Raw genomic sequence first — 26,240 nt, 5'->3', positions numbered from 1 at the left:
GCTGTAACCGCAGGAGCGACACCATGGCCTTGAACACCATCCGGACCCGCTACACCCTGATTTTCCTCGGCTTCATCGGCGCGACCCTCGCGGCCACCGTCATCGGCATCCGCCTGTGGGTGACCCCGGATCTGGTCGCCGCCGGTGAATCCGCCGTGCTTACCCGCGTCAACGAGGTGGGCACCCGCATCTATCGCGAACTCAACCAGATCCAGGCGCAGCAGCGCTCCATCACCCAGACCGTGCCGCTGCTGGACAGTGCCGCCATCGACCGGGTGCTGCCCGGCCTGGTGGACCAGTATGGCGATGCCAAGGTGTTCGGCGGCGGCATCTGGCCGCTGCCCAACCAGCGCGAGCAGGGGCGCGACAAGTTCAGCACCTTCTATCACCGCGATGCCAGCGGCAAGCTGATCGTCAACACCCACTGGAATTCCCCCGAGTCGCTCAACTACTGGGAGCAGCCCTGGTTCCAGGCCGGGCTCAAGGCCCCCGCCGGCCAGTGCGTCTGGGCCGCCGCCTACAAGGACGCCGCCAGCGCCGAGCCGCGCACCAACTGCGCCATGGCCATCCAGCGCGACGGCAAGGCCTTTGGCGTCTCGACCATCGACCTCACCCTGGGCTTCTTCAATCCCCTGGTGGATCAGCTGCGCAAGGAACTCGACGACACCGACATGATGATCGTCGAGGCCGACGGCAAGATCCTCAGCAACCTCAGCGAACTCGGCGAGTCGCAGATCCTGAACAACGTCTCGGCCTATGCCGCCCGTTCGCCCTTCGTCGCCGCCATCCAGCAGAACCTCGGCAAGCTCAAGGGCGAGGCCGTGGTGCGCGACACCTATGTCGACGAGCACGGCACGCCCCACACCTTCTTCCTGCGCCCGCTGGCCGGCACGCCCTGGCTGCTGGCCACGGCGCTGCCCACCTCGCTCATCGCGGCGACCAACACCGGCATCCTCAAGACCCTGGCGGCGATCCAGCTGCCGCTGGTCCTGCTGCTGGTGGGCATCATGGTGCTGGCGCTCGGCAAGCTGATGGGTCGCCTGGGCCTGCTGCAACGCAACATCGAATCCCTGTCCGCCGGCGATGCCGACCTGACCCGGCGCATCCCGATGCACGGCAAGGACGAGGTGGATGCGGTGGCCGGCGCGGTCAACGGCTTCATCGGCTATCTGCAGCGCCTGATCGGCGAGGTGGGTGACGCCACCGACCGCATCGACACCGGTCTCAAGCAACTCCACGGCCAGGCCCAGCAGAACGGTGCCATCCTGGCCCGCCATGCCAGCGAAACCGACCAGGCGGTGACCGCCATCACCGAGATGAGCGCCACCTCCGACTCCGTGGCCCGCAGTGCCAGCGATACCGCCACCCTCACCCAGGCCGCCAACGGCCAGGCCGAGCGCTCCCGCGCGGTGGTCCAGCAGGCCTCGGCCAGCGTCCTGGCCCTGGTCGATCAGGTGGAAGACGCCACCCTCAAGGTGCAGGCCATGCAGAGCGACGCCCAGCGCATCAACGACGTGCTCGGGGTGATCGGCGAAATCGCCGGGCAGACCAACCTGCTGGCGCTCAACGCCGCCATCGAGGCGGCCCGGGCCGGCGAGCAGGGTCGCGGCTTCGCCGTGGTGGCTGACGAGGTCCGCGCCCTGGCCGGACGCACCCAGCAGAGCACCGCCGAGATCAACGAGATGCTCGGCCGCCTGCAGCAGGGCGTGAGTTCCGCGGTCGCGGCCATGGAGGTGACCAAGACCAGTTGCCAGAGCACCGCCGAGAAGACCCGCGAGGTCACCGACGGCCTGGACGAGATGAGTGGTTCGGTGGTGCGCATCAGCGACCTGTCGACCCAGATCGCCGCCGCCGCCGAGGAACAGAGCGCGGTGGCCGGCGAGATCAACCAGAACATGGTCGCCGTGCGGCATATCGTCGACGACCTGGTCAGCAGCGGGCAGCGTACCGCCGAGAGCACCGCGGCGGTGCAGTCGTCCAACGAGCAGCTGATCGCCGTGGTCCGGCGCTTCCGGGTGAAGTGACACCAACGCCGCGCCATGAAAAAGCCGGGCACTGCGCCCGGCTTTTTCCTTTCAGAATCTGTTCACGATCTCGCGAGCGAGAGACAGACGAGGCATGTGCAACGCGGTCTGGCCGACGCGCAACAGATCGTGGACAGGTTGTCAGCCCACCAGATGCAGGAAGTGCATGTGGCGTTCGTACTGGTCGAGGATGTCGCCGATGACGTCCTCGCGTGACCAGCCCATGACGTCATGGTCCTGGCCACCTTCGCGCAGATAGACCTGGGCGCGGAAGTACTTGCGCTCATCGTTCGGCTCGCTGCCCATGACGAAACTGGGCATGGCATAGGCGTGGGGTCTTACCTGGTAGACGAACTCGGGCTGCTCGGCCGGGCCGACCCTCAGGCGCACGCCGCCGTCCTCGCGGTCCTCTACGCCGCAGACATAGCCCTGCTTGCGCCATTCCTCGGCCACCGCCAGGCAGGCCGGCTTGGCCACCTCACTGATGAAGCGCACCACGTGGCTGCGCCGTGGAAACATCGCCAGGCCGCGCAGCCGGCGCTGCCAGCCCCCCGGCGTGCGGCTGGTCGGCGGGGTGAGACTCAGCGACTGATGGCGCAGGCCGCGCTTGGTGGCGTCCAGCTTGAGCGCCTTGAGCAGGCCATGCATGCTGAACAGCAGGGCGATGGTGAACGGCAGGGCACTGGCGATGGTGGCGGTCTGCAGCGCCTTGAGCCCGTCTGCGAGGAGCAAGGCGATGGCTACCAGGCCCATGCTGGCGCCCCAGAACACCCGCTGCCAGACCGGCGTCTGGTCCTGACCGCCGGAGGCCAGCATGTCCACCACCATGGCGCCGGAATCGGCCGAGGTGACGAAGAACACCACCACCATGACGATGGCGATCAGCGAGATCACGCTGGCGAAGGGGAAGTGCTCCAGGAAGGCGAACAGCGCCAGGGAGCTGTCCTGGGATACGGCGGCGGCCAGATCGGTGATGCCCTCGGTGAGGATCATGTGGATGGCGGTGTTGCCGAACACGGTCATCCACAGCAGGGTGAAGCCGGCCGGCACCAGCAGCACGCCGGAGACGAATTCGCGGATGGTCCGGCCGCGCGAGATGCGCGCGATGAACAGCCCGACGAAGGGCGACCAGGCCAGCCACCAGCCCCAATAGAACAGCGTCCAGCCACCGATCCAGTCGGTGGGTCGATAGGCATTGAGATTGAGGGTGCGGCTGACGATCTCGCTGAGATAGCCGCCGGTGTTCTCGACGAAGGTCTGCAGGATCAGCACGGTGGGGCCGAGGATGATCACGGTCAGCATCAGCAGCACCGCCAGGCCCAGGTTGAGCTCCGACAGCCGCCGCACGCCCTTGTCCAGCCCCGAGACCACCGAGAGGGTGGCCAGCGCCGTGGTGATGACGATCAGGCCGATCTGCACCGGGGTGGACACCGGTACGCCGAACAGCACGTTGAGCCCGGTATTGATCTGCGACACGCCAAAACCCAGGGAGGTGGCGACACCCAACACCGTGCCGATGATGGCGAAGATGTCCACGGCATGGCCGATGGGGCCGTAGATGCGCTCGCCAATCAGCGGGTAGAGCGCCGATCTCAGGGTCAGCGGCAGGCCGTGGCGGTAGCTGAAGTAGGCCAGAATCAGGGCGACGATGGCGTAGATCGACCAGGCGTGCAGGCCCCAGTGGAAGAAGGTGATGCGCATGGCCTGGCGTGCGGCATCCACCGTCTGGCCATCGGCATAGGGCGGGTTGAGAAAGTGCATCACCGGCTCGGCGACGCCAAAGAACATCAGGCCGATGCCCATGCCGGCGGAAAACAGCATGGCGAACCAGGTGGTGTTGGCGTAGTCCGGTTCGCTGTGGTCCGGACCGAGCTTGATGTCGCCATAGCGACTCATGCCGAGAAACACCACGGTGCCGAGGATGATGGCCACGGCGAGGATGTAGAACCAGCTCAGGTTGGTGATGATCCAGCCCTGGATGGCGGCGAACAGCCACTGGGCATTGGCCTGGAACAGGCTGGCATAGAGCACCAGCGCGAGTAGCAGCAGGGTCGAGGTCCAGAAGACCGGAGGACTGAAGGTGGGACGAGCGGCAGATTCTCCCTGGCCGGTCATAAAAGGGCTCCTGTTTATGAAGTGCGCACAGGTTGACTGCCCTCGACGGGGATCGTTTCGCTGGCGGCGCTCATTGAACGGCGCATGCCGCAGGGCGAAACCTGCCTGACCGTTGCGGCGCTAAGGGCCGGGTGCACTATCCACGGCAGACACGGCGGGCGGTCTGGCCAGTCCACGAAACCAGCGGGCTGGAGCCATCCCGAAGGCCTGGCGGAAATGTTTCGTCATGTGACTCTGGTCGTAGAAGCCCGCCGCCACGGCCGCGTCGACCAGCCCTAGCCCCAGGCGTACCTGCAGCCGTACCCGGTCGAGACGACGCAGGGTCAGGTAGCGATGGGGACTGGTGCCGAAGTAGGCGCGGAAATCCCGGGTCAGACTCCAGCGATCCCGACCGGCGCAGCGGGCCAGGTCGTCGAGGGTGACGGCCTGCTCCAGATGGTCTTCCAGGTATTCGCGGGCGCGCAGCGCGGCGGCGAAATCCACCCGCCCGCGACTGGGCCAGGCCTGGCAGACCTCGGCCAGGGTGGCGACCAGGCCATAGAGGGCATCGTCGCGACCGAGGGCGTCGGGCCGCGCGTCGAGGGCGGCGAACACCGCTTCGGTGGCCCGGGCCAGGCGCGGATCCTGGGAGATGCTCTCGCGGTGGAAGGGCAAGGGTCGCCCGCCCAGGATGTCCTGCACCAGGGTCGGCGGCAGATAGAGCATGCGATAGCGAAAGCCACCGGCGGCGCCGGCACGACCGTCGTGGACCTCATCGGGATGGAGCACCATGGTCTCGCCCGGCAGGCTGTTGGTCCTGGCGCCACGATAGGAAAAGCTCTGCACCCCGGCCAGGGTGCGGCCGATGGCATAGGTGGCATGCCGATGGGGGTCGAAGGCATGGCCACTGAAAAACGCCTCGATGGACTCCAGCTCGGCATGGGCCGGGGCGTGGCGTACCCAATCCGTGGTGCCGGGCAATTCGATCTGGGTGCTCATGGCGACTCCCTCCGGCGCTCAGCCTAGCAGACCGCGCCAGGCGTCGTGGAACAGCAGCAGGGCGCAGCCGACCAGACTCAGCCCCAGCAGCAGATTCACCCCGCGCAAGCCACGTCCTTGCACCAGGTAGCGCCCGAGCAGCGCGCCAAGCAAGGCGTAGCTGGCCGGGGCGCCGCCCGCCGACAGGGCCAGGGGCAGCGACCAGAGGACGATCTTGCCACCGGTCACCTGGGCCGCCGGAAACATCACCGTGGCAATGGGCAGCACCGCCAGCCAGCCCTTGGGATTGAGCCCCTGGATCAGGAAGCCGCGGGCGAAGGTCAGCCGCGTTGCGGCGCCCTCCTCCGCGTCCGCCGTCGGCGGCGCGGCCCGGGCAATGCGATAGCCGAGGTACAGGCAATAGCCACCGCCCAGCAGCGCCAGCCACGGCAGCAGCGCCCCCGAGACCAGGACCGCGCCGGCATAGCCCAGGGCCAGAAACAGGATCAGCATGGCGCAGCCCACCCCGGCATAGAATCCCAGCGCCCGGCGGGCCTGGCCGCGCAGGCCGGCGTTCAGGCCCAGGGCGTTGACCGGACCGGGGCTGTAGATGACGCTCAGCGCATAGAGGACGATTTCCACGGGACACCTGCAGACTTAGAGAGGGAGACCCAGGCTAGCCAGCACGTCCGGTTCTGGCTTGTACGTCTGTGGCTCGTCCATCTTGAGAGTCATCGTATGACTCGGCAGAATCGGGCATTCCCCCTCCTGTCGCGGAGTCGCTCTTGTCCGGTGATCGCAACGCCCCGTCCTGGCCCGGTCGTCCCGATGGCAAGCCACCGACCCTGAAGGACGTGGCCCGCCTGGCCGGGGTCTCGCCGATCACCGTTTCGCGCACCCTCAACCAGCCGGAGATCGTCCGCCCGGCGCTACGCGAAAAGGTCTTTCGCGCGGTGCGCGAGAGCGGCTACCAGCCGGCCATGCTTACCACCGGCGGCGCGCCCCTGGAGAGTCGGCTGATCGCCATCCTGGTGCCCACCATCGTCAATTCCATCTTCGCCGACACCGTGCAGGCGCTCATGCAGACCCTGACCGAGGCCGGCCATCAGACCCTGCTGGGCCTGACCGACTATTCCGCCGAACGCGAGGAGCGGCTGCTGGACGCCCTGCTGCGCCGCCGCCCCGACGCCATGGTTCTCACCGGCACCCTGCACACGGCCGCCAGCCGACTGCGCCTGTCCCGGGCCGGCATTCCGCTGGTGGAGTGCTGGGACCAGGGCGAGCGACCGCTGGACATGCTGGTGGGCTTTTCCCATGTCGCTGTGGGCCAGGCCGTCGCCCGGGAGCTGCTGGCGCGCGGCTATCGCCACTTCGCCAGCCTGACCCTGGACGATCCCCGCGGGCGGCTGCGCCGCGATGCCTTTCATGCCGAACTGGCCTCCCACGGACTGGCCGCACCCGCCGATGTCAGCCTGCCACCGCCGGCCACCCCGGCACTGGGTCGCCAGGGCCTGGCCCGCATGCTCGCCGCTGGCGCCTGCCCCGAGGTGGTGGTCTGCAGCTCCGACACCCTCGCCCACGGGGTGCTGGCCGAAGGCCATGCCCGCGGCCTGCAGATCCCGGAGGAGCTGGCCGTGATGGGCTTCGGCAACCTGGCCAGCGCCGCCCATCTGATCCCGGCGCTGAGCACCGTGGACGTGCGCGGCGCCGCGATGGGCACCCATGCCGCCGCGGCCCTGCTCGCCCGCCTGGCGGGCGCCGAGGCGCCGCGGCAACGGGATACCGGCTTCGCCCTGGTCATGCGCGAGAGCACGCGCTGACGCTTGAATGATTGCGTAATCAGCTTAGCGTCCTCCTGCAGGTGCCGGCCTCGCCGCCGGCTTTGCCCGCTGAAAAGGACAATAACAATGCGCACTTCCCCCGAGCCGTCGCGGCGCACCCGCGTCCGCTATCTCGTGCTGGCGATGATCTTTCTGGTGACGGTGTTCAACTACGTCGACCGCGCCACCCTCTCCATCGCCGCGCCGGCCATGCGCCACGACCTCGGCTTCGATGCCGTGGCCATGGGCCTGGCCTTCTCGGCCTTCGGCTGGGCCTACACCGCCATGCAGATTCCCGGCGGCATCGTGCTCGATCGCTTCGGCTCGCGGCTGGTACTGGGCGCCAGCCTGATCCTCTGGTCGGTGCTGACCTTCCTGCAGGGCTACGTCGAATTCTTCTCCTCGGCGCTGCTGGCGCTGTTCGTGCTGCGCTTTCTCATGGGCGTCGCCGAGTCGCCGGCCTTTCCGGCCAACAACCGCCTCACGGTGATGTGGTTCCCGCGCCAGGAGCGCGGCCTGGCCACCGCCATCTTCCAGTCGGCGCAGTACTTCGCCCTGGCGGTGTTCACGCCGCTGATGGTGATCCTGCTCAACCAGTTCGGCTGGGAACACGTGTTCTTCTGGACCGGCGGCGCCGGCATCCTCATCGGCCTGCTGTGGTTCGCCACCGTGCAGGAGCCCCGGCATGACCGGCGCGTCAGCCAGCGCGAGCTGGACCATATCGAGGCGGGCGGCGGCCTGCCCGACCTGGGCGACACCCGGGCGCCCTTCAGCTGGCGCACCTTCAAGGCCATCAGCGGCAACCGCATGATGCTGGGCATCTACCTGGGGCAGTTCTGCCTGACCACCATCACCTGGTTCTTTCTCACCTGGTTTCCCACCTACCTGGTCGAGGCCAAGGGGCTGACGATGCTCAAGGTCGGCCTGATCGCCGCCATCCCGCCGGTGGCCGGCTGCCTGGGCGGCGTCCTCGGCGGACTCTGGTCGGACGGCATGCTGCGCCGCGGCTACAGCCTCACCGCCGCGCGCAAGACGCCGATCATCGTCGGCCTGCTGCTCTCCAGCAGCATCGTGGTGGCCAACTACACCCAGTCCATCGCCCTGGTCACCCTGGTGATGTCCATCGCCTTCTTCGCCAAGGGCGTGGGCAACCTGGGCTGGTGCATCGTCGGCGATGTCTCGCCCAAGCGCGCCATGGGCGTGAGCGGCGCCCTCTTCAACTTCTGCGGCAACATCGCCAGCATCGTCACCCCGCTGGCGATCGGCCTGATGATCAACAGGCTTGGCTCCTTCGACGTGGCCCTCACCTACGTCGCCGCCATGGGCCTGCTCGGCGCCTTCTCCTACCTGGTCATCGTCGGCCCGCTCAGGCGCCTGGACCTCGGTGAACTCAACGACGAGCCACCCGCCACCGCCGACGCCGCCCTGCCTGCCACCCGTCCCTGATTCCTCACCCTGGAGACTCCCCCATGTCCGACACCTCCTACAGCGCCGACCAGGACCGCATCGCCTGGGTCCGCCTGGCTTCCGTGTTCCTGCCGCTGGCCAACCCCATCAGCGATGCCAAGGTGCTCACCGGCCGGCAGAAGCCGATGACCGAGATCGCCATCCTCTTCGTCGAGATCGAGACCCGCGATGGCCAGCGCGGCCTGGGCTTCAGCTATTCCAAGCGCGCCGGTGGCCCGGGCCAGTTCGCCCATGCCCGGGAAATCGCCCCGGTGCTGCTCGACGAGAATCCCAGCGACATCCAGAAACTCTGGACCAAGCTCTGCTGGGCCGGCGCCTCGGTGGGTCGCAGCGGCCTCGCCACCCAGGCCATCGGCGCCTTCGACGTGGCCCTCTGGGACCTCAAGGCCCGTCGCGCCAACCTGTCCCTGGCACGCCTGCTGGGTGCCCAGCGCGACTCGGTGCGCTGCTACAACACCTCCGGCGGCTTCCTGCACACGCCACTGGAGCAGCTGCTGGTCAACACCGACCGCTCCCGCGAGCAGGGCATCGGCGGCATCAAGCTGAAAGTCGGCCAGCCCGACTGCGCCCTGGACCTTGAGCGCGTCGCCCGCGTGCGCCGCCACCTGGGCGACAGCTTCCCGCTGATGGTCGACGCCAACCAGCAGTGGGACCGACCCACCGCCCAGCGGATGTGCCGGCGCTTCGAGGAATTCGACCTGATCTGGATCGAGGAGCCGCTGGACTGCTACGACGCCGAGGGCCACGCCGCCCTGGCCGCGGCCTTCGACACCCCCATCGCCACCGGCGAGATGCTTACCAGCCTCGCCGAACACCAGGAGTTCATCCGCCTGCGCGGTGCCGACTTCCTGATGCCCGACGCGCCCCGGGTTGGCGGCATCACTCCCTTCCTCAAGGTAGCGGCCCTGGCCGAGCAGGCCGGCGTGATGCTGGCGCCGCACTTCGCCATGGAATTGCACGTGCACCTGGCCGCCACCTATCCCACCGAGCCCTGGGTGGAACACTTCGAATGGCTGGAGCCGCTGTTCAACGAACGCCTGGAAACCCGTGACGGGCGGATGCAGGTGCCGACCCGTCCGGGGCTCGGGCTGTCCCTGAGCGAGCGGGTGCCCGGCTGGACGGCGCAGGAAGCGGAATTCGGCCGGCGCGCCTGACACCCGCTCTGGCACTCGAACTCCGCCGGGGTGTGGCACTCTATCCAGGCCAAGGCCTGGATAGAGAAACCCCATGTTCGGATCGCTGCGCAGTCGTCTGATTGCCCTGCTGCTGATGCTCGGCGGCATGGCCGTCGGGGTCGGCTGGCTGATGATCCTGCTGCTGCGCCAGTCGGAAAGCGCCCAGCTCGGCCAGGCCACGGTGGAAGCCGAGCAGGCCTGCCAGGCCATCGCCAGCAGCTATCGCTTCTACAGCAATGGCTGGTCCGGCCCTACCGCCGGCCTCGCCGATCCGGTACTGCAGCGCAGTCTCGTCGGCGTGGCCAGTGTCGCCCTGCTGCGTTATCGCGGCATGGGCGGCGGTCTCTGGCAGGAGCAGGCGGGACTGCTGGCCGATGCCAGTCCCTTTTCCCTGACCACCGCCGAACGCCAGCACCTGGCCGATCTCTCCGCCGCCACCCTGGCCGAGGCGCGCAGCCTGAGCGACAGTTTCAGCGCGGATGGCGCCACGGTACTGGTCGCCGCCTGCCCGCTGTCCGGGCCCATTGCCGATCTCGCCGCCTGGACCCTGACCCGCCTGACCTTCGCCGAGGGCAGCGGTCAGCGCCAGCTGAAACTGGGCCTGGGTCTGCTGCTGCTGGCCATGCTCGCGGCGACCCTGCTGCTCGGTCGACTCACCTGGCAGTGGTCGCGCCATGTCGCGCGCGTCGAGCGCGATCTGGGAGCCAGTGCCAGCCACGACCTGCCCACCCTCGCACTCACCGGCGAACGCGAGCTGGATCGGGTGCTGGCGGCGCTCAACCAGGCCGGGCAGCGCCTGACCCAGGCACGGGATGAGGCCCAGCGGCTGACCACCCAGGTCCACGCCAGTGAACGGCTGGCCGCCCTCGGTCGGGTGGCCGCCGGGGTCGCCCACGAGATCCGCAATCCGCTGGCCGCCATGCGCCTCAAGGCCGAGAACGCCCTGGCCGGCGACAGCGGCCGTCAGCAACGCGCGCTGGACGCCATCCTGCTGCAGGTCACCCGGCTGGACCGCCTGCTGCGCCGTCTGCTCGACCTCACCCAGCCGCTGCAGCTGCAACCCACTGCCATCGCGCTGCCGGCCTTTTGCCGCGAGGTGCTGGCCGGTCACGAAGACCAGGCCGCCCAGCGCGGCATCCGCCTGACCGCCAGGGTGGCCGTCGAGCAGGGCTATTTCGATCGCGACGCCCTGGCCCGCGCCCTGGACAACCTGCTGCTCAACGCCCTCCAGGCCGCCCCGGCCGCCAGCGAGATCCGCCTCGACGCCAGCCGCCGTGGCGACTGGCTGGTGCTGGCGGTGGAAGACGCGGGCCAGGGACCGCCTGCCGAGTTGCGCGGCCAGCTCTTCGAGCCCTTCGTCACCGGTCGCCCCGAGGGCACCGGCCTGGGCCTGGCCCTGGTCCGCGAGACCGCCCGCGCCCACGGCGGCGAGGCGCGACTGATCGAACCCTCCGTCCCCACTCGCTTCGAGATCCTCCTGCCATGCCAACCCTGCTGATCATCGATGACGACGCCGGTCTGCGCGACGCCCTGGCGGAAACCGCCGCGGACCAGGGCTACCGGGTGCTGCAGGCCGACGGGGGCGAAGCGGGCCTGCAGCTCCTGGCGCAGGAAACGGTGGACGCCGTGCTGCTCGACCTGCGCATGCCCGGGCTGGATGGCCTGGAGGTACTGGCGCGCATCCGCACCCGCCCCGAGCCGCCCGCGGTCACGGTGCTGACCGCCTTCGCCAGCGCCGGCAACACCATCGAGGCCATGCGCCTGGGCGCCTTCGACCACCTCACCAAGCCCATCGGCCGCGAAGAACTGATCCGGGCGCTGGCCGGGATGACCGCCCAGCGCGGCCCGACCAGCGCGCCACCGGCCGCGGTCGAGGGCCATACCCTGGTGGGCGGCAGCGACGCCCTGCGCCAGGTGCAGAAGACCATCGGCCGTCTGGTGGACAGCGAGGCCACGGTGCTGGTGACCGGCGAGACCGGCACCGGCAAGGAGCTGGTGGCCCGCGCCATCCACGAGCACGGCAAGCGACGCGGGGCGCCCTTCGTGGCGATCAACTGCGCGGCCATCCCGCCGGACCTGCTGGAAAGCGAACTCTTCGGCCATGTGCGCGGCGCCTTCAGCGGGGCAACCGCCAATCGCCTCGGCGCCTTTCGCGAAGCCCAGGGCGGCACCCTCTTTCTCGACGAGATCGGCGACATGCCGCTGCCCATGCAGGCCAAGATCCTGCGCGCCCTGCAGGAACGCGAGGTGACCCCAGTGGGTGGCGCACCGGTACGGCTGGACGTGCGACTGGTAGCGGCCACCCACCGCGACCTGGCCCAGCGTGTCGCCAGTGGCGACTTCCGCGAGGACCTCTTCTATCGCCTGCATGTGGTGCCCATCCACCTGCCGGCCCTGCGCGAGCGGCGGGCCGACATCCTGCCGCTGGCCGAGCACTTCCTCGCCACCAGCGGGCGCGTGCTGGCGGACGATGCCGCCGCCCTGCTGCTGCGCCACCCCTGGCCAGGCAACGTGCGGGAATTGCGCAACGCCATCCAGCGCGCCGCGACCCTGGCCCAGGGCGAGCGCATCGTCGCCGCCGACCTGGCCTTCCTGCAGGGCGAGACGCCGGATGAGTTAGCCATCGACGCCAGCTGGCCGGAGGAGACCCTGGCCGAGGCCACCGCGCGCCTGGAACGCCTGCTGATCGAGCGCGCCCTGCAGCGCAGCGGCGGCAATCGCGCCGAGGCGGCCCGTCGCCTGGGCATCCATCGCCAGTTGCTCTACACCAAGCTGAGCCGGCTGGGCCTGGGTGTCGGCGAAGACGACAATGCTAAATAGGCTGTCCGCTTTGCCGACAGGCCTGTCCGCCAGCCGGACGCCATGCCCGGCCCGAATGGCCGCTTAAAATCACAAGTTATTGATTTATCTATAAAATAAAAGTTGGCACAGGCCCTGCAATAGCCTAGTCGTCAACCACCGCAGGAGTCATCCATGCCTACCAAGACCCAAACCCTCGTGATCGGGACCTTCGCCCTGCTGTCCGTCAGCGGCCTCGTCCTGGCACAAACCGCACCCGCCGGCAGCACCGCCACCACCACCGCGGCCAGCGCCCAGATCCCCACCCAGCAGGGCCAGCTCAAGCAGTTCCTGCTCAATCCTCGCGGCGATATCGACGGCCTGATCCTGGCCGACGGCACCGAGGTCAACACCCCGCCGCACCTGTCCGAGCAACTGGCCGCCACCTTCAAGCCGGGTGACAGCATCAACGTCGCCGGCCTGCGCGCCGCCAGCCTGCCACTGGTCCAGGCGGTGTCCCTGACCAATGTCCAGACCGGCAAGACGGTCACCGATGAAGGTCCCGATCGCGTGGGCGGTCGCCGTCCGCCGGCGCCCCCGGCACCCCCGGCACCTGGCGCCGAGCGCGATGGCGACAGCCTCCAGGGCCAGATCGTCCAGCTGCTGCACGGTCCCCGTGGCGATGTGAACGGCGCCCTGCTGCAGGACGGTACCGCCCTGCGCCTGCCGCCCCATGAAGCCCTGCGCCTGCAAGCGCTGCTCAAGACCGGTCAGAACGTGGCCGTGCGCGGCGAGCTGGTGGCCAATGCCCAGGGTCGTGCCTTCCGGGTCAGCGCCCTGGGCGCCGACGCCAACTCGCTGCAGACCCTGGACACCCCGCCGGCACCCCGCGGTCCCGGCCGTCTGCCGCCGCCCCCGCCCCCCGGCGTCCAGCCGGTCGCCCCGGGTGCCCAACCGCCGGCGCCCCCCGCTCCGCCGGCCGGCTGATCAGGCCAGCAGCCGCCGGGTCGCTTCGGCGATCCGGCGGCAGGCTTCCTCCAGCACCTCGTGCGAGGTGGCGTAGGAAACCCGGAAGTAAGGCGCCAGGCCAAAGGCCGAGCCTGGCACCACCGCCACCCCGCCCTCGTCCATGAGGTAGCGGGCAAAGGCCGTATCGCTGTCGATCACCGCCCCGTTCGGCGTCCGCCGACCCAATATCCCCGCGCAACTGGCGTAGACATAGAAGGCCCCCTCGGGCCGTCGCGCCGACAGACCCGGCACCGCGTTCAAGGCATCCACCACCAGATCCCGTCGCTCGCGGAACAGCTCGCAGCGCTCGCGCACGATGTCCTGCGGCCCATCCAGGGCGGCGATGGCCGCGGCCTGGCTGACCGAGCAGGGGCAGGAGGTCACCTGGCTCTGCACACTGGCCATGGCCTGGATCAGCGCCTTCGGTCCACCGGCATAGCCCAGCCGCCAGCCGGTCATGGCATAGGCCTTGGAGACGCCGTTGATGGTCAGGGTCCGCTCGCGCAGCCGGGGCTCCAGCGCCGCCGGGGTGACGAAGCGAAAACCGTCGTAGAGGATGTGTTCGTACATGTCGTCGACCATCAGCCAGACCTGCGGATGGCGCAGCAGCACCTCCAGCAGCGGGCGATAGTTCTCCTCGCCATAGGCCGCACCCGAAGGGTTGGACGGCGAGTTGAGCATCACCCAGCGGGTGCGCGGGGTGATGGCCGCTTCCAGGGCCGCGGCGGTCAGGCGGAAGCCATCCTCCTCACGGCACGGCAGCACCACCGGCGTGCCGCCGAGGATGGTGACGATGTCGGCATAGGTCACCCAGAAGGGCGCGGGGATGATCACCTCGTCACCCGCGTCCAGGGTCGCCATCATGGCGTTGAAGATCACCTGCTTGGCACCGGCCGAGGCGGTCACCTCGTCCTGGGCGAACACCAGGTCGTTCTCCCGCGCGAACTTGCGGCGGATGGCCTCCTTGAGCGCCGGACTGCCGTCGAGCACCGTGTACTTGGTCTGGCCGGCGCGAATGGCCTGGATCGCCGCCTCCTTGATGTGCTCCGGGGTATCGAAGTCCGGCTCGCCCGCACCCAGTACCAGCAGATCGGCGCCCTGGCGGCGCAGGGCGTTGGCCCGCTCGGTGATCTTGAGGATCTCGGAGACGCCCACGGACGACAAGCATTGGGCGAGGTGCAGGGTGGAATCGGCGGCCATGACGGGGCTCCAGGCAGAGATGAAAGCGGGTGCCGGCGGCGTCCGGCAGCGTCGTCTCGCACTATCGAACCGCCGCGGCCGGCCTTCAAACGCTATAAAGGACTCACGTCATTCCGCCGGGGCATGGTCTGCTGGCCGCACGGGCGCTAGAGTGGCGACCATGTCGAACGCCCGCTCTCCCCTCGCCGCCTACCGCCAGGCCCTGGCCCAGGGCGAACGCCTGCCCGATGCCGCCCAGGAGGCCGCTGCCCTGCGGCTGGAGGCCTGTCACGCGGCGCTGCTGGCGGGCCGGCCGGCGCGCGGGCTCTATCTCTGGGGCCCGGTCGGGCGCGGCAAGACCTGGCTGCTGGACCTGTTCCACGCCAGCCTGCCGGTGCCCGCCCGCCGCCAGCACTTCCATCACTTCATGCGCTGGGTGCACCAGCGCCAGTTCCAGCTCAGCGGCACCCGCAATCCCCTGCAGGTGCTGGCCCGGGAACTGGCCGCCGAGGTGCGGGTGCTGTGCTTCGACGAACTCTTCGTCAGCGACATCGGCGACGCCATCCTGGTGGGCGGCCTGTTGCGCGCCCTGCTGGACCAGGGCCTGGTGCTGGTGGTCACCTCCAACCAGCCGCCCGAGCAGCTCTATGCCGGCGGCTTCAATCGCGAGCGCCTGCTGCCCGCCATCGCCGCGCTGCAGGCGCAGCTGGACGTGCTGGAGGTGGACGGCGGCCAGGATCACCGCCTGCATGAGGGTCAGCCCGAGCCCCGCTTCTGGGTCAACGACCCCACCGCCCTCGTCACGACCTTTGCCCGCCTCACCCCGGGGGAAGCCGTGACGACCGCGCCCCTGATCCTCGGCGAGCGCCCCCTGCCCGTGGTGCAGCGGGCCTCCAGCGCGATCTGGCTGGACTTCGCCGTACTCTGCCAGGGCGCCTGGGCCACCACCGACTACATCGATCTCTGCACCCGCTTCCCTGCCCTGTTGCTGGGCAACGTCCCCTGCCTGTCCGGCGATCCCCGCGCGGGTCGGATCGCCCGCGGCACCGAAGACGGCGCGACGCACGTCCTCGCCGGCGATCGCGAACTGCCCCGCCTGGCGCCCCAGGATGACGCCGTGCGCCGCTTTATCGCCCTGGTCGACGAAGCCTACGACCGCCGCCACCCGCTCTACCTGGACGCCGCCGTCCCCCTGGAACGGCTGTACACCCGCGGATTTCTGGAATTCCCCTTCCGCCGCACCCTGAGCCGCTTGAGGGAGATGCAGCAGGCGCGGTACTAGGCCGGGGCGGACCTGCGGCGACGAGGCACGCCGCGGAGCGGCGGAGCCTCGTGGTAAGGTGGGACATCCCATCTCTTCACGAGGCCCGGTCATGACCCCGCGCATCGAACCCTTCTTCGACGCCACCACGTCCACCTTCACCTATGTGATCTACGAAGCGCCCGGCAGTCGCTGCGCCATCGTCGATTCGGTGCTGGACTACGATCCGCATTCGGGCCGCACCGCCACCCTGTCGGCGGATCGCGTCGCCCGCTTCGTGCGCGACCAGGGGCTGACCGTGGAGTGGCTGCTGGAGACCCATGCCCACGCCGACCACCTCTCCGCCGCGCCCTATCTGCGTCGGCAACTGGGCGGCCGCATCGCCATCGGCGAGGGCATCCGCCGGGTCCAGGGCGCCTTCAAGGACGTCTTCAACCTGGAAGCGGAATTCCGCCTCGACGGCTCCCAGTTCGATCACCTGTTCCAGCCCGACGAGGTCTTCCATATCGGTGCCCTGACCGCCCGCGCCCTGCATGTGCCCGGCCACACCCCGGCCGACATGGCCTACCAGGTGGAGGAGGACCATGTCTTCGTCGGCGATACCCTGTTCATGCCCGATGTCGGCTCGGCGCGTTGCGACTTCCCGGGTGGCAGCGCCCGCGATCTCTATCGTTCGATCCGCCGGCTGCTGACCCTGCCCGAGGCCACCCGCCTCTATCTGTGCCACGACTATCCGCCCGCCGGCCGCGAAGCGCGCCACGAAACCACCGTGGGCGAAGAGCGCGCCCTCAATGTCCACGTCCGCGATGGCGTGGACGAAGACGCCTTCGTCGCCCTGCGCACCCGCCGCGACGCCACCCTGTCCATGCCGACGCTGATCCTGCCGGCCATCCAGGTGAACATCCGCGCCGGTACCCTGCCGCCGGCCGAGGCCAATGGCCGCCGTTACCTGAAGATTCCCATCGACGGCTTCTAGGGCAGGCACCATCCGTCGTACAAGCGAATAGCGACAGGCGTTGGCCGCAGCGACACCGCCGTGTCCTGACCTTTGGCGGCGTGACAGGCATTCGCGCTTCCGCTGGCGGATGCCCTGACGATGACTCTCGGGAAACGGGCATCCAACCGCGAGTCGCCGATTCGACCGTCTCGCCCCACCCTGGGGCATACTGCGCGCCCCTTTTTCCCTGGAGTCCTGTCGATGCCCGTCTGGTGGCTGCTCGTCCTGCCCTTCATCGCCGGCGCCTGCCTGCCGCTGCAGGCCGGCATCAATGGCCAACTCGCCCGGCACCTCGGCAGCGTCTTCGCCGCGGCGTCCATTTCCTTCATGGTCGGGCTGCTCGCCCTGCTGGGCCTGACCCTCTGGCAGCGTGGCGTCCCCACCCTGGGTGCCCTGCGCGAATTGCACTGGTGGCACTGGTGCGGCGGCCTGCTGGGCATGTTCTTTATCGCCATGGCCGCCTTCGCCGGTCCGCGCATCGGCGCCACCCTATTCATGGCGCTGGTGATCGCCGGACAGCTGGCCATGTCGCTGAGCCTGGATCACTTCGGCTGGGCCGGCTTTCGCCAGGATCCGGTCACCCTCGGCAAGCTGGCCGGCGTGGTGCTGATCGGTGCCGGCGTCTGGTGCATCGCCCGGGCCTAGGTCCAGGTCTAATAGAGATCGCGGCGGTAGCGATCCTCGTCGATCAGCCGCTGGACCTCGGCCTCGCCAAGTAGCGCCTGCAGGGTGGCCTGGACGCCGCGCCCCAGGCCCGGCAGACTGCCACAGACCATGATCACGGCATCCGCCGCCAGCCAGTCCAGCAGCAACTCGCGCTGCGCCCGCAGGCGGTCCTGCACATAGCCGTCGCCGTCCCGCGAGAACACCCGGTCCAGCCGGGCCAGCTCGCCCCGCGCCTGCCAGGCATCCAGCTCAGCCCCGTAGAAATCGTCATGCGCCGCCGTGCGTTCGCCGAACAGCAGCCAGTTGCGCCGGTGCCCGGCGGCGATACGCGCCGCCAGCAGCGGGCGCACCCCGGCCAGCCCGGTACCGGCGGCGATCAGGATCAGCGGGCGCTCGTCCAGCGGCGGCCGGAAGCCGGGATGGGCACGTAGCCGCGCCTGCACCTGGTCACCGGGTCGTAGCCCCGTGGTCAGCCAGCCGGAGGCGATACCCAGGCGGCCATCCGCCTTGCGCTCCTGACGCACCAGCAATCGCAGCACGCCTTCGTCGGGCAGCGAGGCGATGGAGTACTGGCGCACGGCGAGCGGCACCAGGGCGTCGAGCAGTGTCTGGGCGTCCAGGCCAGGCAGCGCGGTCTGGTCTTCCGGCAGCAGACGGGTTTCCAGGGCCACGGCCAGGGCCTGGGTGATGCCGTCGCGCGTCACCACGCTGTTCGCGGGCAGCCCCAGGGACGACAGCCAGGCCGCCACGCGTTCGGCGCCCTGGCGGGGGGCGATCTCGAGGATATCGCCAGGTGCCCAGTTGCTCCCGGGCGGTGGCGACAGCTGCAGCTCGAAGACCGCGCCACCGGGGTTGCCGGCATTGAGCGGCTGCACCGCTACCAGCGGCCAGGCCTGCAGCGGCCGCTCGACCGCGGGCGCGCCGGCCACCGCGCCCAGGGCCTGGAGCTGAGCCTGCCAGACCGCAAGTGCCTGAGCGTCACCATTGTCCACCTCCACCGGGGCGAACAGCGGCCGGGCGCCCTGCCCACCTAGCCAGGCATCCAGCCGTCGGGCGAAGGCGCAGTAGGCCGGATAGCGCCGGTCGCCCAGGGCCAGCAGCCCATAGCTCAGGCTTGGTAGCGTCGCCGCCTGGGTCAGCATCCGCCGCTCGAAGCCGCGCGCCGCATCCGGCGCCTCGCCGTCGCCGTGGGTGGCGACGACGAACAGCGCCCGGGTAGCCCGCTGCAGACGCTCGACCGAGAGCCGCCCGAGCGCGACCACCTCGGCGCTCAGTCCCGCCGCCTGCAACTGGCTGGCGGCCTGCCAGGCCAGCGCCTCGCCCTGGCCACTCTGGCTGGCGTAGCCGATCAGCCAGTCGGCGGCGCCCGCCGCGGCCGGTGTCAGCCCGCCTTGCGCCTGGCGTGCCTGCCGGCGTTTGCGCCGGCGATCCAGATAGAGCCAGAGCCCGGTCACCATGAACAGCGGCATGGCCAGGCTGGCGAGCAGCAGTGCCACCCGCCCAGCCAGGCCGAAGTACTCCCCCGAATGCAGGGCATAGACGCTGAGCAGCAACCGGGCGCCCAGCGGCTGCTCGCGATAGCGGCGATGATCGAGCACCCGCCCTGCGCCGTCGAAGACGATGCGATTGAGGGCGCGGATATGGTCGGCATCGTCGGGCAGGTACCAGAGGGTGGGATGGCTGACCTTGCGCGCCGGATTGGGCAGCAGCAGGCCGTAGCCCTCGACGCGTCCACCGGTCTCTTGCCGAAAGCTCCGCCAGAGCGCGTCCAGGTCCACGTCCCGGCGCGCCACCACCCCCGTGGTCTGGGGCTCCGGCGCGGCGCCCAGCAGGCGCTCGCTGGCCTCGCGGTACCCGTCATAGGACCAGTAGAGGCCGGTCAGTGCCGCCAGCAGATAGAGCAGCAGGCACCAGGTGCCGACCACGGCGTGCAGGTCCCAATGGAAGCTGCGCCCCCGGCGGCCCCAGTCCAGGGTCAGCCAGGTGCGCCAGCGCCGGACCTGACGCGGCCAGCGCAGGTAGAGGCCGGACAGGCAGAGCACCAGCAGGATCAGGGTGGCGGCACCGGTCAGGGCCTTGCCCACCGGTCCCAGGGCCAGGGAGCGGTGCAGGTCCAGGATCAGGCGAAAGAACGCCTGGCCACGGGGCGCGCTCAGCACCTCGCCGGTATAGCGATCGAACAGCTGCACCTCGCCCCGGCCCTGACCATTCGCCGGTGCCAGGCCGAGCAGGCCGTAGCCCTCCCCCGCCATGCTGGAGACGAAGCTCAGCTCCCGGCCTGGAGGAACAAGACGCTGCCGCACCTCCGGCAGCGTCAGCGGACGCCGGTCCGGCGTCGCGGTGGTGAGCGGCGGATTGAGCAGCTCCAGCAATTCCAGCTGGAAGCTGTAGAGCGCCCCCGTCACGCCCAGCACCACCAGCACCAGACCCGCGGCCAGGCCGAGCAGGCTGTGCAGCTGGAAGAGGCCCCTGCGGATCAGGGCTGAGCCCATTGGCGCAGGAGATTGTGATAGACGCCGGTCAGCTGCAGGCAGGCCTCATGCCCCTGCCCCAGCTCGGCGGCCGCCCGCTGGATGCCCTGGTCGAGTTCGAACAGCTGACTGCGCTGACCGGCATCGCGCACCAGGCTCTGGATCCAGAAGAAGGAACACAGCCGCGCGCCTCGGGTGACCGGCAGCACCCGGTGCAGGCTGCTGGCCGGATAGAGGATCAGGTCGCCGGCCGCCAGCTTGACGCTGTGGGCACCATAGGTGTCCTCGACCACCAGCTCGCCCCCCTCGTATTCGTCCGGTTCGCACAGGAACAGCGTGGCCGACAGGTCGGTGCGCAGGTAGCCGCCGCCATCCGGCAAGGGGCGCAGGGCGTTGTCCACGTGCAGGCCGAAGGACTGGCCGCCCTGGTAGAGATTGAACAGTGGCGGAAAGACTCGCGCCGGCAGCGCGGCGGCAACGAACAGCGGATGCCGCGGCAGCGCCTGCTGGATCAGCTCGCCCACTGCGCGCGCCGCCGGCTCGTCCGCCGGCAGCTGCAGATTGTCCTTGGCCATGGCCGACTGGAAGCCGGCCGTGTGCCGGCCATCGGCCCAGGCCGCCGCCTCCAGTCGCTGGCGGCACGCCCTTACCTGCTCGGGCGTCAGCACGCCCGGAACGCTGATCATCATGGTGATTCCCTCTAACGCCGAAAGCCCTGCGCAGGCAGGGCTTCGGTTGCTGCAGGCGACCTCAGAAGCTGTAGGTCGCGGTCAGGATGGCGGAACGGGCATCGCCGTATTCGATGGCCGACGACCTCGTGCTCACGCCCAGTTGCGAGCGCACCCGCTCCACGTAGTCCTTGTCAAAGACATTGTTGACGTTGAGCTGCAAGTCGACGTTGCGATTGACGCGATAGCCGACCATGGCGTTGTGCAGCCAGTAGTCGTCGAGCTTGGCGCCGTCGTTGCTGGAGGTGACATTGCGCTCGCTGACATAGCGGGCGCCATAGCCCACCCGCCAACCGGCCGGCAGCTCATAGGTGGTCCAGAGATTGAGCGAACGCGGCGGGGTGTTGGCCAGCGCCTGGCCTTCGCGATTGCGCCCGTCCAGGGTGTCGGCGGCCTTGAGCGTCTCGCTGTCGAGGAAGGTGAAGTTGGCGTAGACGTTCCACTGCGGGGTGATCCGCCCGGTGGCGCCCAGCTCGATGCCCTGCACGCGCTGCTTGCCGGCCAGGGCGGTGCTGCCGTCGGCCAGGGTTTCCCGGGCATTGCTCTTCTCGACGCGGAACAGGGCGCCGTCCAGCTCCAGGCGCTTGTCGAGGAATTCCCACTTGGTGCCCAGCTCCCAGGTCTTGTTCTTTTCCGGACCCAGATCCTGGTTGGCCGCGCTCAGCCCGCCGCCGGTGGAGGTCAGGCTTTCCGCCGAGGGATTGAAGGAGGTGCCATAGGCCACATAGACCCGGCCGTTCGGGGCCGGCTTGAACACCAGGCCGGCGCGCCCGCTCAGCTTGGCGTCATCGGAACTCAGCCGGGTCTTGCTGCCGCGCACGCCGTTGGCGACCGGCGTGGTGTCGCTGTCGCCGTCGAACCAGTCGTAGCGCAGCCCGAGGTTCACATCCCAGTAGTCGTTGAGGGCGATGGTGTCGAAGGCATAGAGCGCCTTGTCGGTCAGCACGTTGTTGGCGATGGCCGAGGTCTGCTTGTCGGTCGCGCCGTCATAGCGCTCCGGCGGCGCGGCCAGGGAGTAGCCGGCGGCGGGGAAGGTCAGGCCATAGCTGTAGGTGTCGCGGTCGTAGTCCTCGCGGGAGAACTCGGCGCCCAGCACGAAGGAATGCCCCAGGCCGAAGGTGTCGAAGTTGCCGGTCAGGTTGGTCTGGTTGATCCACATCTCCGAGGTCACGTCGCGGCCGTAGCCCTGGGGACCGGCCGGGCGATAGCGGCCCGCGGCGACGCCGCCCAGGTTGACGTGGGACGCCGAGATCACCACGTCGCGCTCGATGCGGCTGTAGCGGGTCAGGTTCTGCAGACTCAGGTTGTCGTTGAAGCGATGCTCCAGCTCCACGGTGAAGACATTGTTGTTGATGTCTTCCTTGTCGATGTTCTTGAAGCCGAAATAGGCATCGCGATCCACCCCGCCCAGGCGCTTGCCGTTGAGCGCCGGCACCCCGTAGTCGGGCTGGTTGTTGTCGGTCTGGTGGAAGTAGCTCAGGGTCAGGCGGGTATCGTCCGACAGGCCCAGGGCCAGCGACGGCGCGATGCCCCAGCGCTCGCGATCGATCTGGTCGCGGCCGGGCACGTCGTTCTCGTGAGCCATCAGGTTCAGGCGGAAGGCGCTGCCCTCACCCACGCCCTGCAGCGGCTGGTTGGTGTCCAGGGTCAGGCGGCGATAGCTGTCGGTGCCGAGGCCCGCGCCGATGCGGGTGAACTGACGCTCCTGCGGCTTCTTGCTGATCAGGTTGATGGAGCCACCGGTGGTACCGGCGCCACCGAACACCGAGTTGGGGCCCTTGATGACCTCGACCGATTCCAGGTTGAAGGTGTCGGTGCGGTTGGTCTGGGTGCTGTCGCGCAGGCCATCGATCTGGATGTTCGAGTTGGCGCTGAAGCCGCGGATGTTGATGCTGTCGCCGGAGCCGCCACCACCCTCGCCGGCGTTGAAGGTGATGCCGGACACGTTGGACAGCACCGATCTAAGGCTCAGGGCCTGCTGATCCTGGATGACCTGCGCCGGCACCACCGTCACGGTCTGCGGGGTGTCCAGCAGGGGTGCGGTGTACTTTCGCGAGGCGGACTGCTCGGCCTTGAAGCCTTCCTGCTGCGCCTGACCTTCGATGGTCAGACTTTCCAGTCGGGTCACCGGCTCCTTGGCGTCCTGGGCCTGCGCCCCGAGGGACAGCGAGGCGACGGCGACACTGAAGGTAGAAACCAGCAAACGGCGCTGGGACAGCGAGGACATTTCCTTGGACATGATGGCGAGCCGCCTCCTTATGTGAATGCGGCGCGATTCTATTTGCAAACGATTATCAAATCCATAGCGAATGTAAATTATTCTTAACAATTCGGAAAACCGCCTGACACAGCGCTTTTTCGCAGGCATGAAAAAGCCCGCGTCCCTGACGGGGCGCGGGCTCGATCGACGCGGAAAGCCCTTAGAGGTAGAAGGCCTTCAGCGGCGGGAAGCCGTTGAATTCCACCGCGCTGTAGCTGGTGGTGTAGGCACCGGTGGACAGCCAGTACAGGCGGTCACCGCTGGCCAGGTTCAGCGGCAGGCCGTACTTGTAGTGCTCGTACATGATGTCGGCGCTGTCACAGGTCGGACCGGCGATGACGACTTCTTCCATCTCGCCCTTCTTCTCGGTCCAGATCGGGAACTTGATGGATTCGTCCATGGTTTCGATCAGGCCGGAGAACTTGCCCACGTCGGTGTAGACCCAGCGCTCCACGGCGGTACGCGACTTGCGCGCCACCAGCACTACTTCGCTGACCAGGATGCCGGCGTTGGAGATCAGCGAACGGCCCGGCTCCAGGATGATTTCCGGCAGCTCGTCGCCGAAGTCTTCCTTGAGGAAGCGGATGATTTCCTCGGCATAGGTCTCCAGGCTGTTGGTGCGATGGATGTAGTTGGCCGGGAAGCCACCGCCCATGTTGATCATCTTCAGGGTGATGCCGTCTTCTTCCTTGAGGCGCTCGAAGATCACCTTGACCTTGGCGATGGCGGCGTCCCAGACGTCGATGTCGCGCTGCTGGCTGCCGACGTGGAAGGAGATGCCATAGGGCTCCAGGCCCAGCTGGCGGGCCAGGATCAGCAGGTCCAGGGCCATGTCGGGCTGGCAGCCGAACTTGCGCGACAGCGGCCAGTCGGCCGAATTGGAGCCTTCGGTGAGGATCCGCACATAGATGCGCGAGCCCGGGGCGGCCTTGGCGATGTTGCGCAGGTCGGCCTCGGAGTCGGTGGCGAACATGCGCACGCCCTTCTCGTAGAAGTAGCGGATGTCCTTGGATTTCTTGATGGTGTTGCCGTAGCTGATGCGCTCCGGCTCGACCCCGGTGGACATTACCTTGTCCAGCTCGTAGATGGAGGCGATGTCGAAGTTCGAGCCCTTGTCGCGCAGCAACTCGGTGATCTCGATGGCCGGGTTGGCCTTGACCGCGTAGTAGATCTTGGCGAACGGGAAGTTGCCAACGAGATCGTCATAGGCCCGGCCGATGGTGGCGGTGTCGATGACGACGAAGGGGGTTTCCTGCTGGTCGGCGAAGGCCTTCATCTTCTGGAAGGTTTCGCGAGAATAGTAATCTTCGACCTTGATGGACATGCGTCGGACTCCCGATGGGCAGAACAAATTGAAGGAGGGGGTGTTCTGAACGCCTAATCCGTTTCCCCACTTTGGTTCGCCTACTTCCCAAGGCACATCGCCGAAAGCAAAAAGGTCAACGCGTACTGCCGTTGACCTCGCTGTCTCGTCGTCGGTACTTGAGCCGGATGGATCGTTTCCAGCATGGACGTTCGGGCGCGAACTTTAGGGCCAGACGCCCTGAAGATCAATGTTAAATCCATGATCTTTACCGAACGGTGACGCGTGCGGACTCCCCCCTCTCCTGCAACCGACCGGAGCGGGCGCCGAGATGTTCCTGGGGGGCGATGACAGGGGGTTTCCGAGCGGGCGGACAACGCTTGGGTTGGCCATGTTGGGCTTCGACGATGGAGCCGTCTCAACCCAACCTACCGGAGTCCCACCCGTAGGTTGGGTTGAGCACAGCGAAGCCCAACACGCCCAACCCCAGCGCCTTACCGGAACGGCGGTTCGTCGAAGCTGCGCAGCTTGCGCGAGTGCAGGGAGTCGAGCTGGGTGCGCAGCTGGTCCAGGGCGGCGATGCCGATGGCCAGGTGCTGGCTGACGGCGCGGGCATAGAAGGCGTTGGCCGAACCCGGCAGCTTGATCTCGCTGTGCAGGGGCTTGTCGGACACGCACAGCAGGGTGCCGTAGGGCACCCGCAGGCGATAGCCCTGGGCGGCGATGGTGCCGCTCTCCATGTCCACCGCCACGGCGCGCGCCAGGTTGATCAGCGGGCGTTCCTGGGCCCAGCGCAACTCCCAATTGCGGTCGTCGTAGGTCAGCACGGTACCGGTACGCAGGCGACGCTTGAGCGCTTCCCCTCGTTCGCCGGTGACGCTGGCGGCGGCTTCCTGCAACGCCACCTGCACCTCGGCCAGCGCCGGGATGGGAATGTGCGGCGGCACCACGCGGTCGAGGATGCCGTCGCGTCTCATGTAGGCGTGGGCCAGCACGTAGTCGCCGATGGTCTGCGACTGCCGCAGGCCGCCACAGTGGCCGATCATCAGCCAGCAGTGCGGACGCAGCACCGCCAGGTGGTCGGTGATGTTCTTGGCGTTGGACGGGCCGACGCCGATGTTGACCAGGGTGACGCCATGGCCGTCACCGGCGATCAGGTGGTAGGCCGGCATCTGGAAGCGGTGCCAGGCGATGGCGGCGATGACCGCCTGGGCCTCGGTGGGGTCCATGTCGCGTTCGATGATGACGTTGCCCGGCAGCACCAGGCGCTCGAAGCGCGGATCGCTGCGCAGTTGCTCCAGGCCGTGCTGGATGAACTGGTCGACGTAGCGATGGTAGTTGGTCAGCAGGATCCAGGGCTGCACGTGGCGCCAGTCGCTGCCGGTGTAGTGGACGATGCGTCTCAGCGAGAAGTCGGTGCGGGCGGCATCGAACAAGGCCAGCGGCAGCGGATCGATGCGCTCCCAGTCGTAATGGCCGTCGGCGATGTCGTCGTGGGCGGCGGAGAGATCGGTACTGGGGAAGACCCGCGCCAGCTCGGCGGCGGTCACGCCGCTGCCGGCCAGTTCGTCGCCCTGCTCCACCACATAGGGGTAGGGGATGTCCTGGCGACTGCGACCGATCTCGACCTGGAGGTCGTAGTCGCGCATCAGCGGCTCGAGCTGCTCCAGCAGATAGCCGCGAAAGGCCGCCGGATGGGTCACGGTGGCCACATAGGTGCCGGGCAGCTGGATCTTGGCGTAGGCGCGGGTGGTGGCCGGCGGCACGCCGGGGGCGCGATAGCGGATGCGGATCTCGGGGTAGCGGAACAGCTCGCGCTCGGCGGCGCTGGGTTCGACGCGATCCTTGAGATAGCGCTTGAGCGCCGCATCCAGGGCCTGGGTGGCCTCCTGGTGCAACGCCGCGAGCCGGTCGACCGCCTCGCTGGCGGTGGCGACGACGGTGAAATCCTCGGATACGGAGGTCATGCAGGTTTCCTTGTTGGGGCGCTGGCTATAGCTGACACCCTAACACCCCTGGGTGACAACGGCT

Annotated in this window: 19 protein-coding genes and 1 pseudogene; 11 read left to right on the top strand and 9 right to left on the bottom strand. The window is 68.5% G+C overall.

Annotated elements, in window-relative coordinates:
- Positions 1-23: 23 nt before the first annotated feature.
- Positions 24-1,163 (top strand): annotated as a pseudogene (locus QE393_RS22435) (cache domain-containing protein); the annotation flags it as partial.
- Positions 1,164-1,316: 153 nt separating this feature from the next.
- Positions 1,317-2,024, top strand: coding sequence for a methyl-accepting chemotaxis protein (locus tag QE393_RS22430; RefSeq protein ID WP_405046274.1), 708 nt, complete (start codon positions 1,317-1,319; stop codon positions 2,022-2,024).
- A gap of 141 nt (positions 2,025-2,165) precedes the next feature.
- On the opposite strand, the gene QE393_RS03015 is transcribed toward QE393_RS22430, so the two are convergent.
- The 3 genes from QE393_RS03015 to QE393_RS03005 all read right to left on the bottom strand — a co-directional run bounded on the left by QE393_RS03015 (position 2,166) and on the right by QE393_RS03005 (position 5,738).
- Positions 2,166-4,139, bottom strand: coding sequence for a choline BCCT transporter BetT (locus QE393_RS03015; RefSeq protein ID WP_273808632.1), 1,974 nt, complete (start codon positions 4,137-4,139; stop codon positions 2,166-2,168).
- A gap of 120 nt (positions 4,140-4,259) precedes the next feature.
- A complete protein-coding gene (locus tag QE393_RS03010; RefSeq protein ID WP_310042042.1) occupies positions 4,260-5,117 on the bottom strand; it encodes an AraC family transcriptional regulator in 858 nt (285 codons plus the stop codon).
- Positions 5,118-5,135: 18 nt separating this feature from the next.
- The gene (locus tag QE393_RS03005) at positions 5,136-5,738 is read right to left on the bottom strand and encodes a LysE family translocator (RefSeq protein ID WP_273808630.1); all 603 of its coding nucleotides are present in this window, start codon (positions 5,736-5,738) and stop codon (positions 5,136-5,138) included.
- Positions 5,739-5,881: 143 nt separating this feature from the next.
- Between QE393_RS03005 and QE393_RS03000 the strand changes: the two genes are divergently transcribed.
- From QE393_RS03000 to QE393_RS02975, 6 genes are all read left to right on the top strand, one after another.
- Positions 5,882-6,916, top strand: coding sequence for a LacI family DNA-binding transcriptional regulator (locus QE393_RS03000; RefSeq protein WP_273808629.1), 1,035 nt, complete (start codon positions 5,882-5,884; stop codon positions 6,914-6,916).
- Positions 6,917-7,003: 87 nt separating this feature from the next.
- Positions 7,004-8,362: an MFS transporter gene (locus QE393_RS02995; RefSeq protein WP_273808628.1), complete on the top strand. Its 1,359-nt coding sequence runs from the start codon at positions 7,004-7,006 to the stop codon at positions 8,360-8,362.
- Positions 8,363-8,385: 23 nt separating this feature from the next.
- Positions 8,386-9,537, top strand: a complete 1,152-nt coding sequence (locus tag QE393_RS02990) for an L-talarate/galactarate dehydratase (RefSeq protein ID WP_273808627.1) — start codon at positions 8,386-8,388, stop codon at positions 9,535-9,537.
- A gap of 73 nt (positions 9,538-9,610) precedes the next feature.
- Positions 9,611-11,056, top strand: a complete 1,446-nt coding sequence (locus QE393_RS02985; RefSeq protein WP_273808626.1) for an ATP-binding protein — start codon at positions 9,611-9,613, stop codon at positions 11,054-11,056.
- Complete coding sequence (locus QE393_RS02980) at positions 11,041-12,378, top strand: sigma-54 dependent transcriptional regulator (RefSeq protein WP_310042041.1); 1,338 nt, start codon at positions 11,041-11,043, stop codon at positions 12,376-12,378. The genes QE393_RS02985 and QE393_RS02980 overlap by 16 nt, the downstream gene beginning before the upstream one ends.
- A 153-nt stretch (positions 12,379-12,531) precedes the next feature.
- Positions 12,532-13,323 (top strand): hypothetical protein, encoded by a 792-nt coding sequence (locus QE393_RS02975; RefSeq protein ID WP_273808624.1) that lies wholly within the window; start codon positions 12,532-12,534, stop codon positions 13,321-13,323.
- Here the strand turns inward: QE393_RS02975 and QE393_RS02970 are convergent, their stop codons facing one another.
- Positions 13,324-14,544 carry a pyridoxal phosphate-dependent aminotransferase gene (locus QE393_RS02970; RefSeq protein WP_273808623.1) on the bottom strand — a complete coding sequence of 407 codons (1,221 nt, stop codon included), beginning with the start codon at positions 14,542-14,544 and terminating at the stop codon, positions 13,324-13,326.
- Positions 14,545-14,704: 160 nt separating this feature from the next.
- On the opposite strand from QE393_RS02970, the gene zapE reads away from it, so the two are divergent.
- The 3 genes from zapE (at position 14,705) to QE393_RS02955 (ending at position 17,426) form a co-directional block, all read left to right on the top strand.
- Positions 14,705-15,805, top strand: coding sequence for a cell division protein ZapE (gene zapE / locus QE393_RS02965; protein ID WP_310042039.1), 1,101 nt, complete (start codon positions 14,705-14,707; stop codon positions 15,803-15,805).
- A gap of 91 nt (positions 15,806-15,896) precedes the next feature.
- Positions 15,897-16,760 carry an MBL fold metallo-hydrolase gene (locus tag QE393_RS02960; RefSeq protein WP_173148444.1) on the top strand — a complete coding sequence of 288 codons (864 nt, stop codon included), beginning with the start codon at positions 15,897-15,899 and terminating at the stop codon, positions 16,758-16,760.
- A 216-nt stretch (positions 16,761-16,976) separates the two neighbouring features.
- On the top strand, positions 16,977-17,426 hold the full coding sequence (locus QE393_RS02955) for a DMT family transporter (RefSeq protein ID WP_241495391.1): 450 nt from the start codon (positions 16,977-16,979) through the stop codon (positions 17,424-17,426).
- Between the two features lie 8 nt (positions 17,427-17,434).
- Here QE393_RS02955 and QE393_RS02950 read toward each other — a convergent pair whose 3' ends face one another.
- From QE393_RS02950 to amn, 5 genes are all read right to left on the bottom strand, one after another.
- Positions 17,435-19,939: a sulfite reductase flavoprotein subunit alpha gene (locus QE393_RS02950; RefSeq protein WP_273808621.1), complete on the bottom strand. Its 2,505-nt coding sequence runs from the start codon at positions 19,937-19,939 to the stop codon at positions 17,435-17,437.
- Positions 19,924-20,607 carry a Fe2+-dependent dioxygenase gene (locus QE393_RS02945; protein WP_273808620.1) on the bottom strand — a complete coding sequence of 228 codons (684 nt, stop codon included), beginning with the start codon at positions 20,605-20,607 and terminating at the stop codon, positions 19,924-19,926. The genes QE393_RS02950 and QE393_RS02945 overlap by 16 nt, the downstream gene beginning before the upstream one ends.
- 61 nt (positions 20,608-20,668) lie before the next feature.
- Positions 20,669-22,885 (bottom strand): TonB-dependent siderophore receptor, encoded by a 2,217-nt coding sequence (locus tag QE393_RS02940; protein ID WP_273808618.1) that lies wholly within the window; start codon positions 22,883-22,885, stop codon positions 20,669-20,671.
- 181 nt (positions 22,886-23,066) lie between these two features.
- Positions 23,067-24,230: a type III PLP-dependent enzyme gene (locus tag QE393_RS02935; RefSeq protein WP_273808617.1), complete on the bottom strand. Its 1,164-nt coding sequence runs from the start codon at positions 24,228-24,230 to the stop codon at positions 23,067-23,069.
- Positions 24,231-24,703: 473 nt separating this feature from the next.
- Positions 24,704-26,176: an AMP nucleosidase gene (gene amn, locus QE393_RS02930; RefSeq protein WP_273808616.1), complete on the bottom strand. Its 1,473-nt coding sequence runs from the start codon at positions 26,174-26,176 to the stop codon at positions 24,704-24,706.
- Between the last annotated feature and the right edge of the window lie 64 nt (positions 26,177-26,240).

It is taken from the genome of Pseudomonas sp. SORGH_AS_0211 (genome assembly GCF_031453455.1).
GTDB classification, from domain to species: Bacteria; Pseudomonadota; Gammaproteobacteria; order Pseudomonadales; family Pseudomonadaceae; genus Chryseomonas; species Chryseomonas aestiva.
The sequence above is the reverse complement of the archived record's forward strand: the minus strand, read 5'-3'. Positions and strand labels throughout refer to the sequence as shown.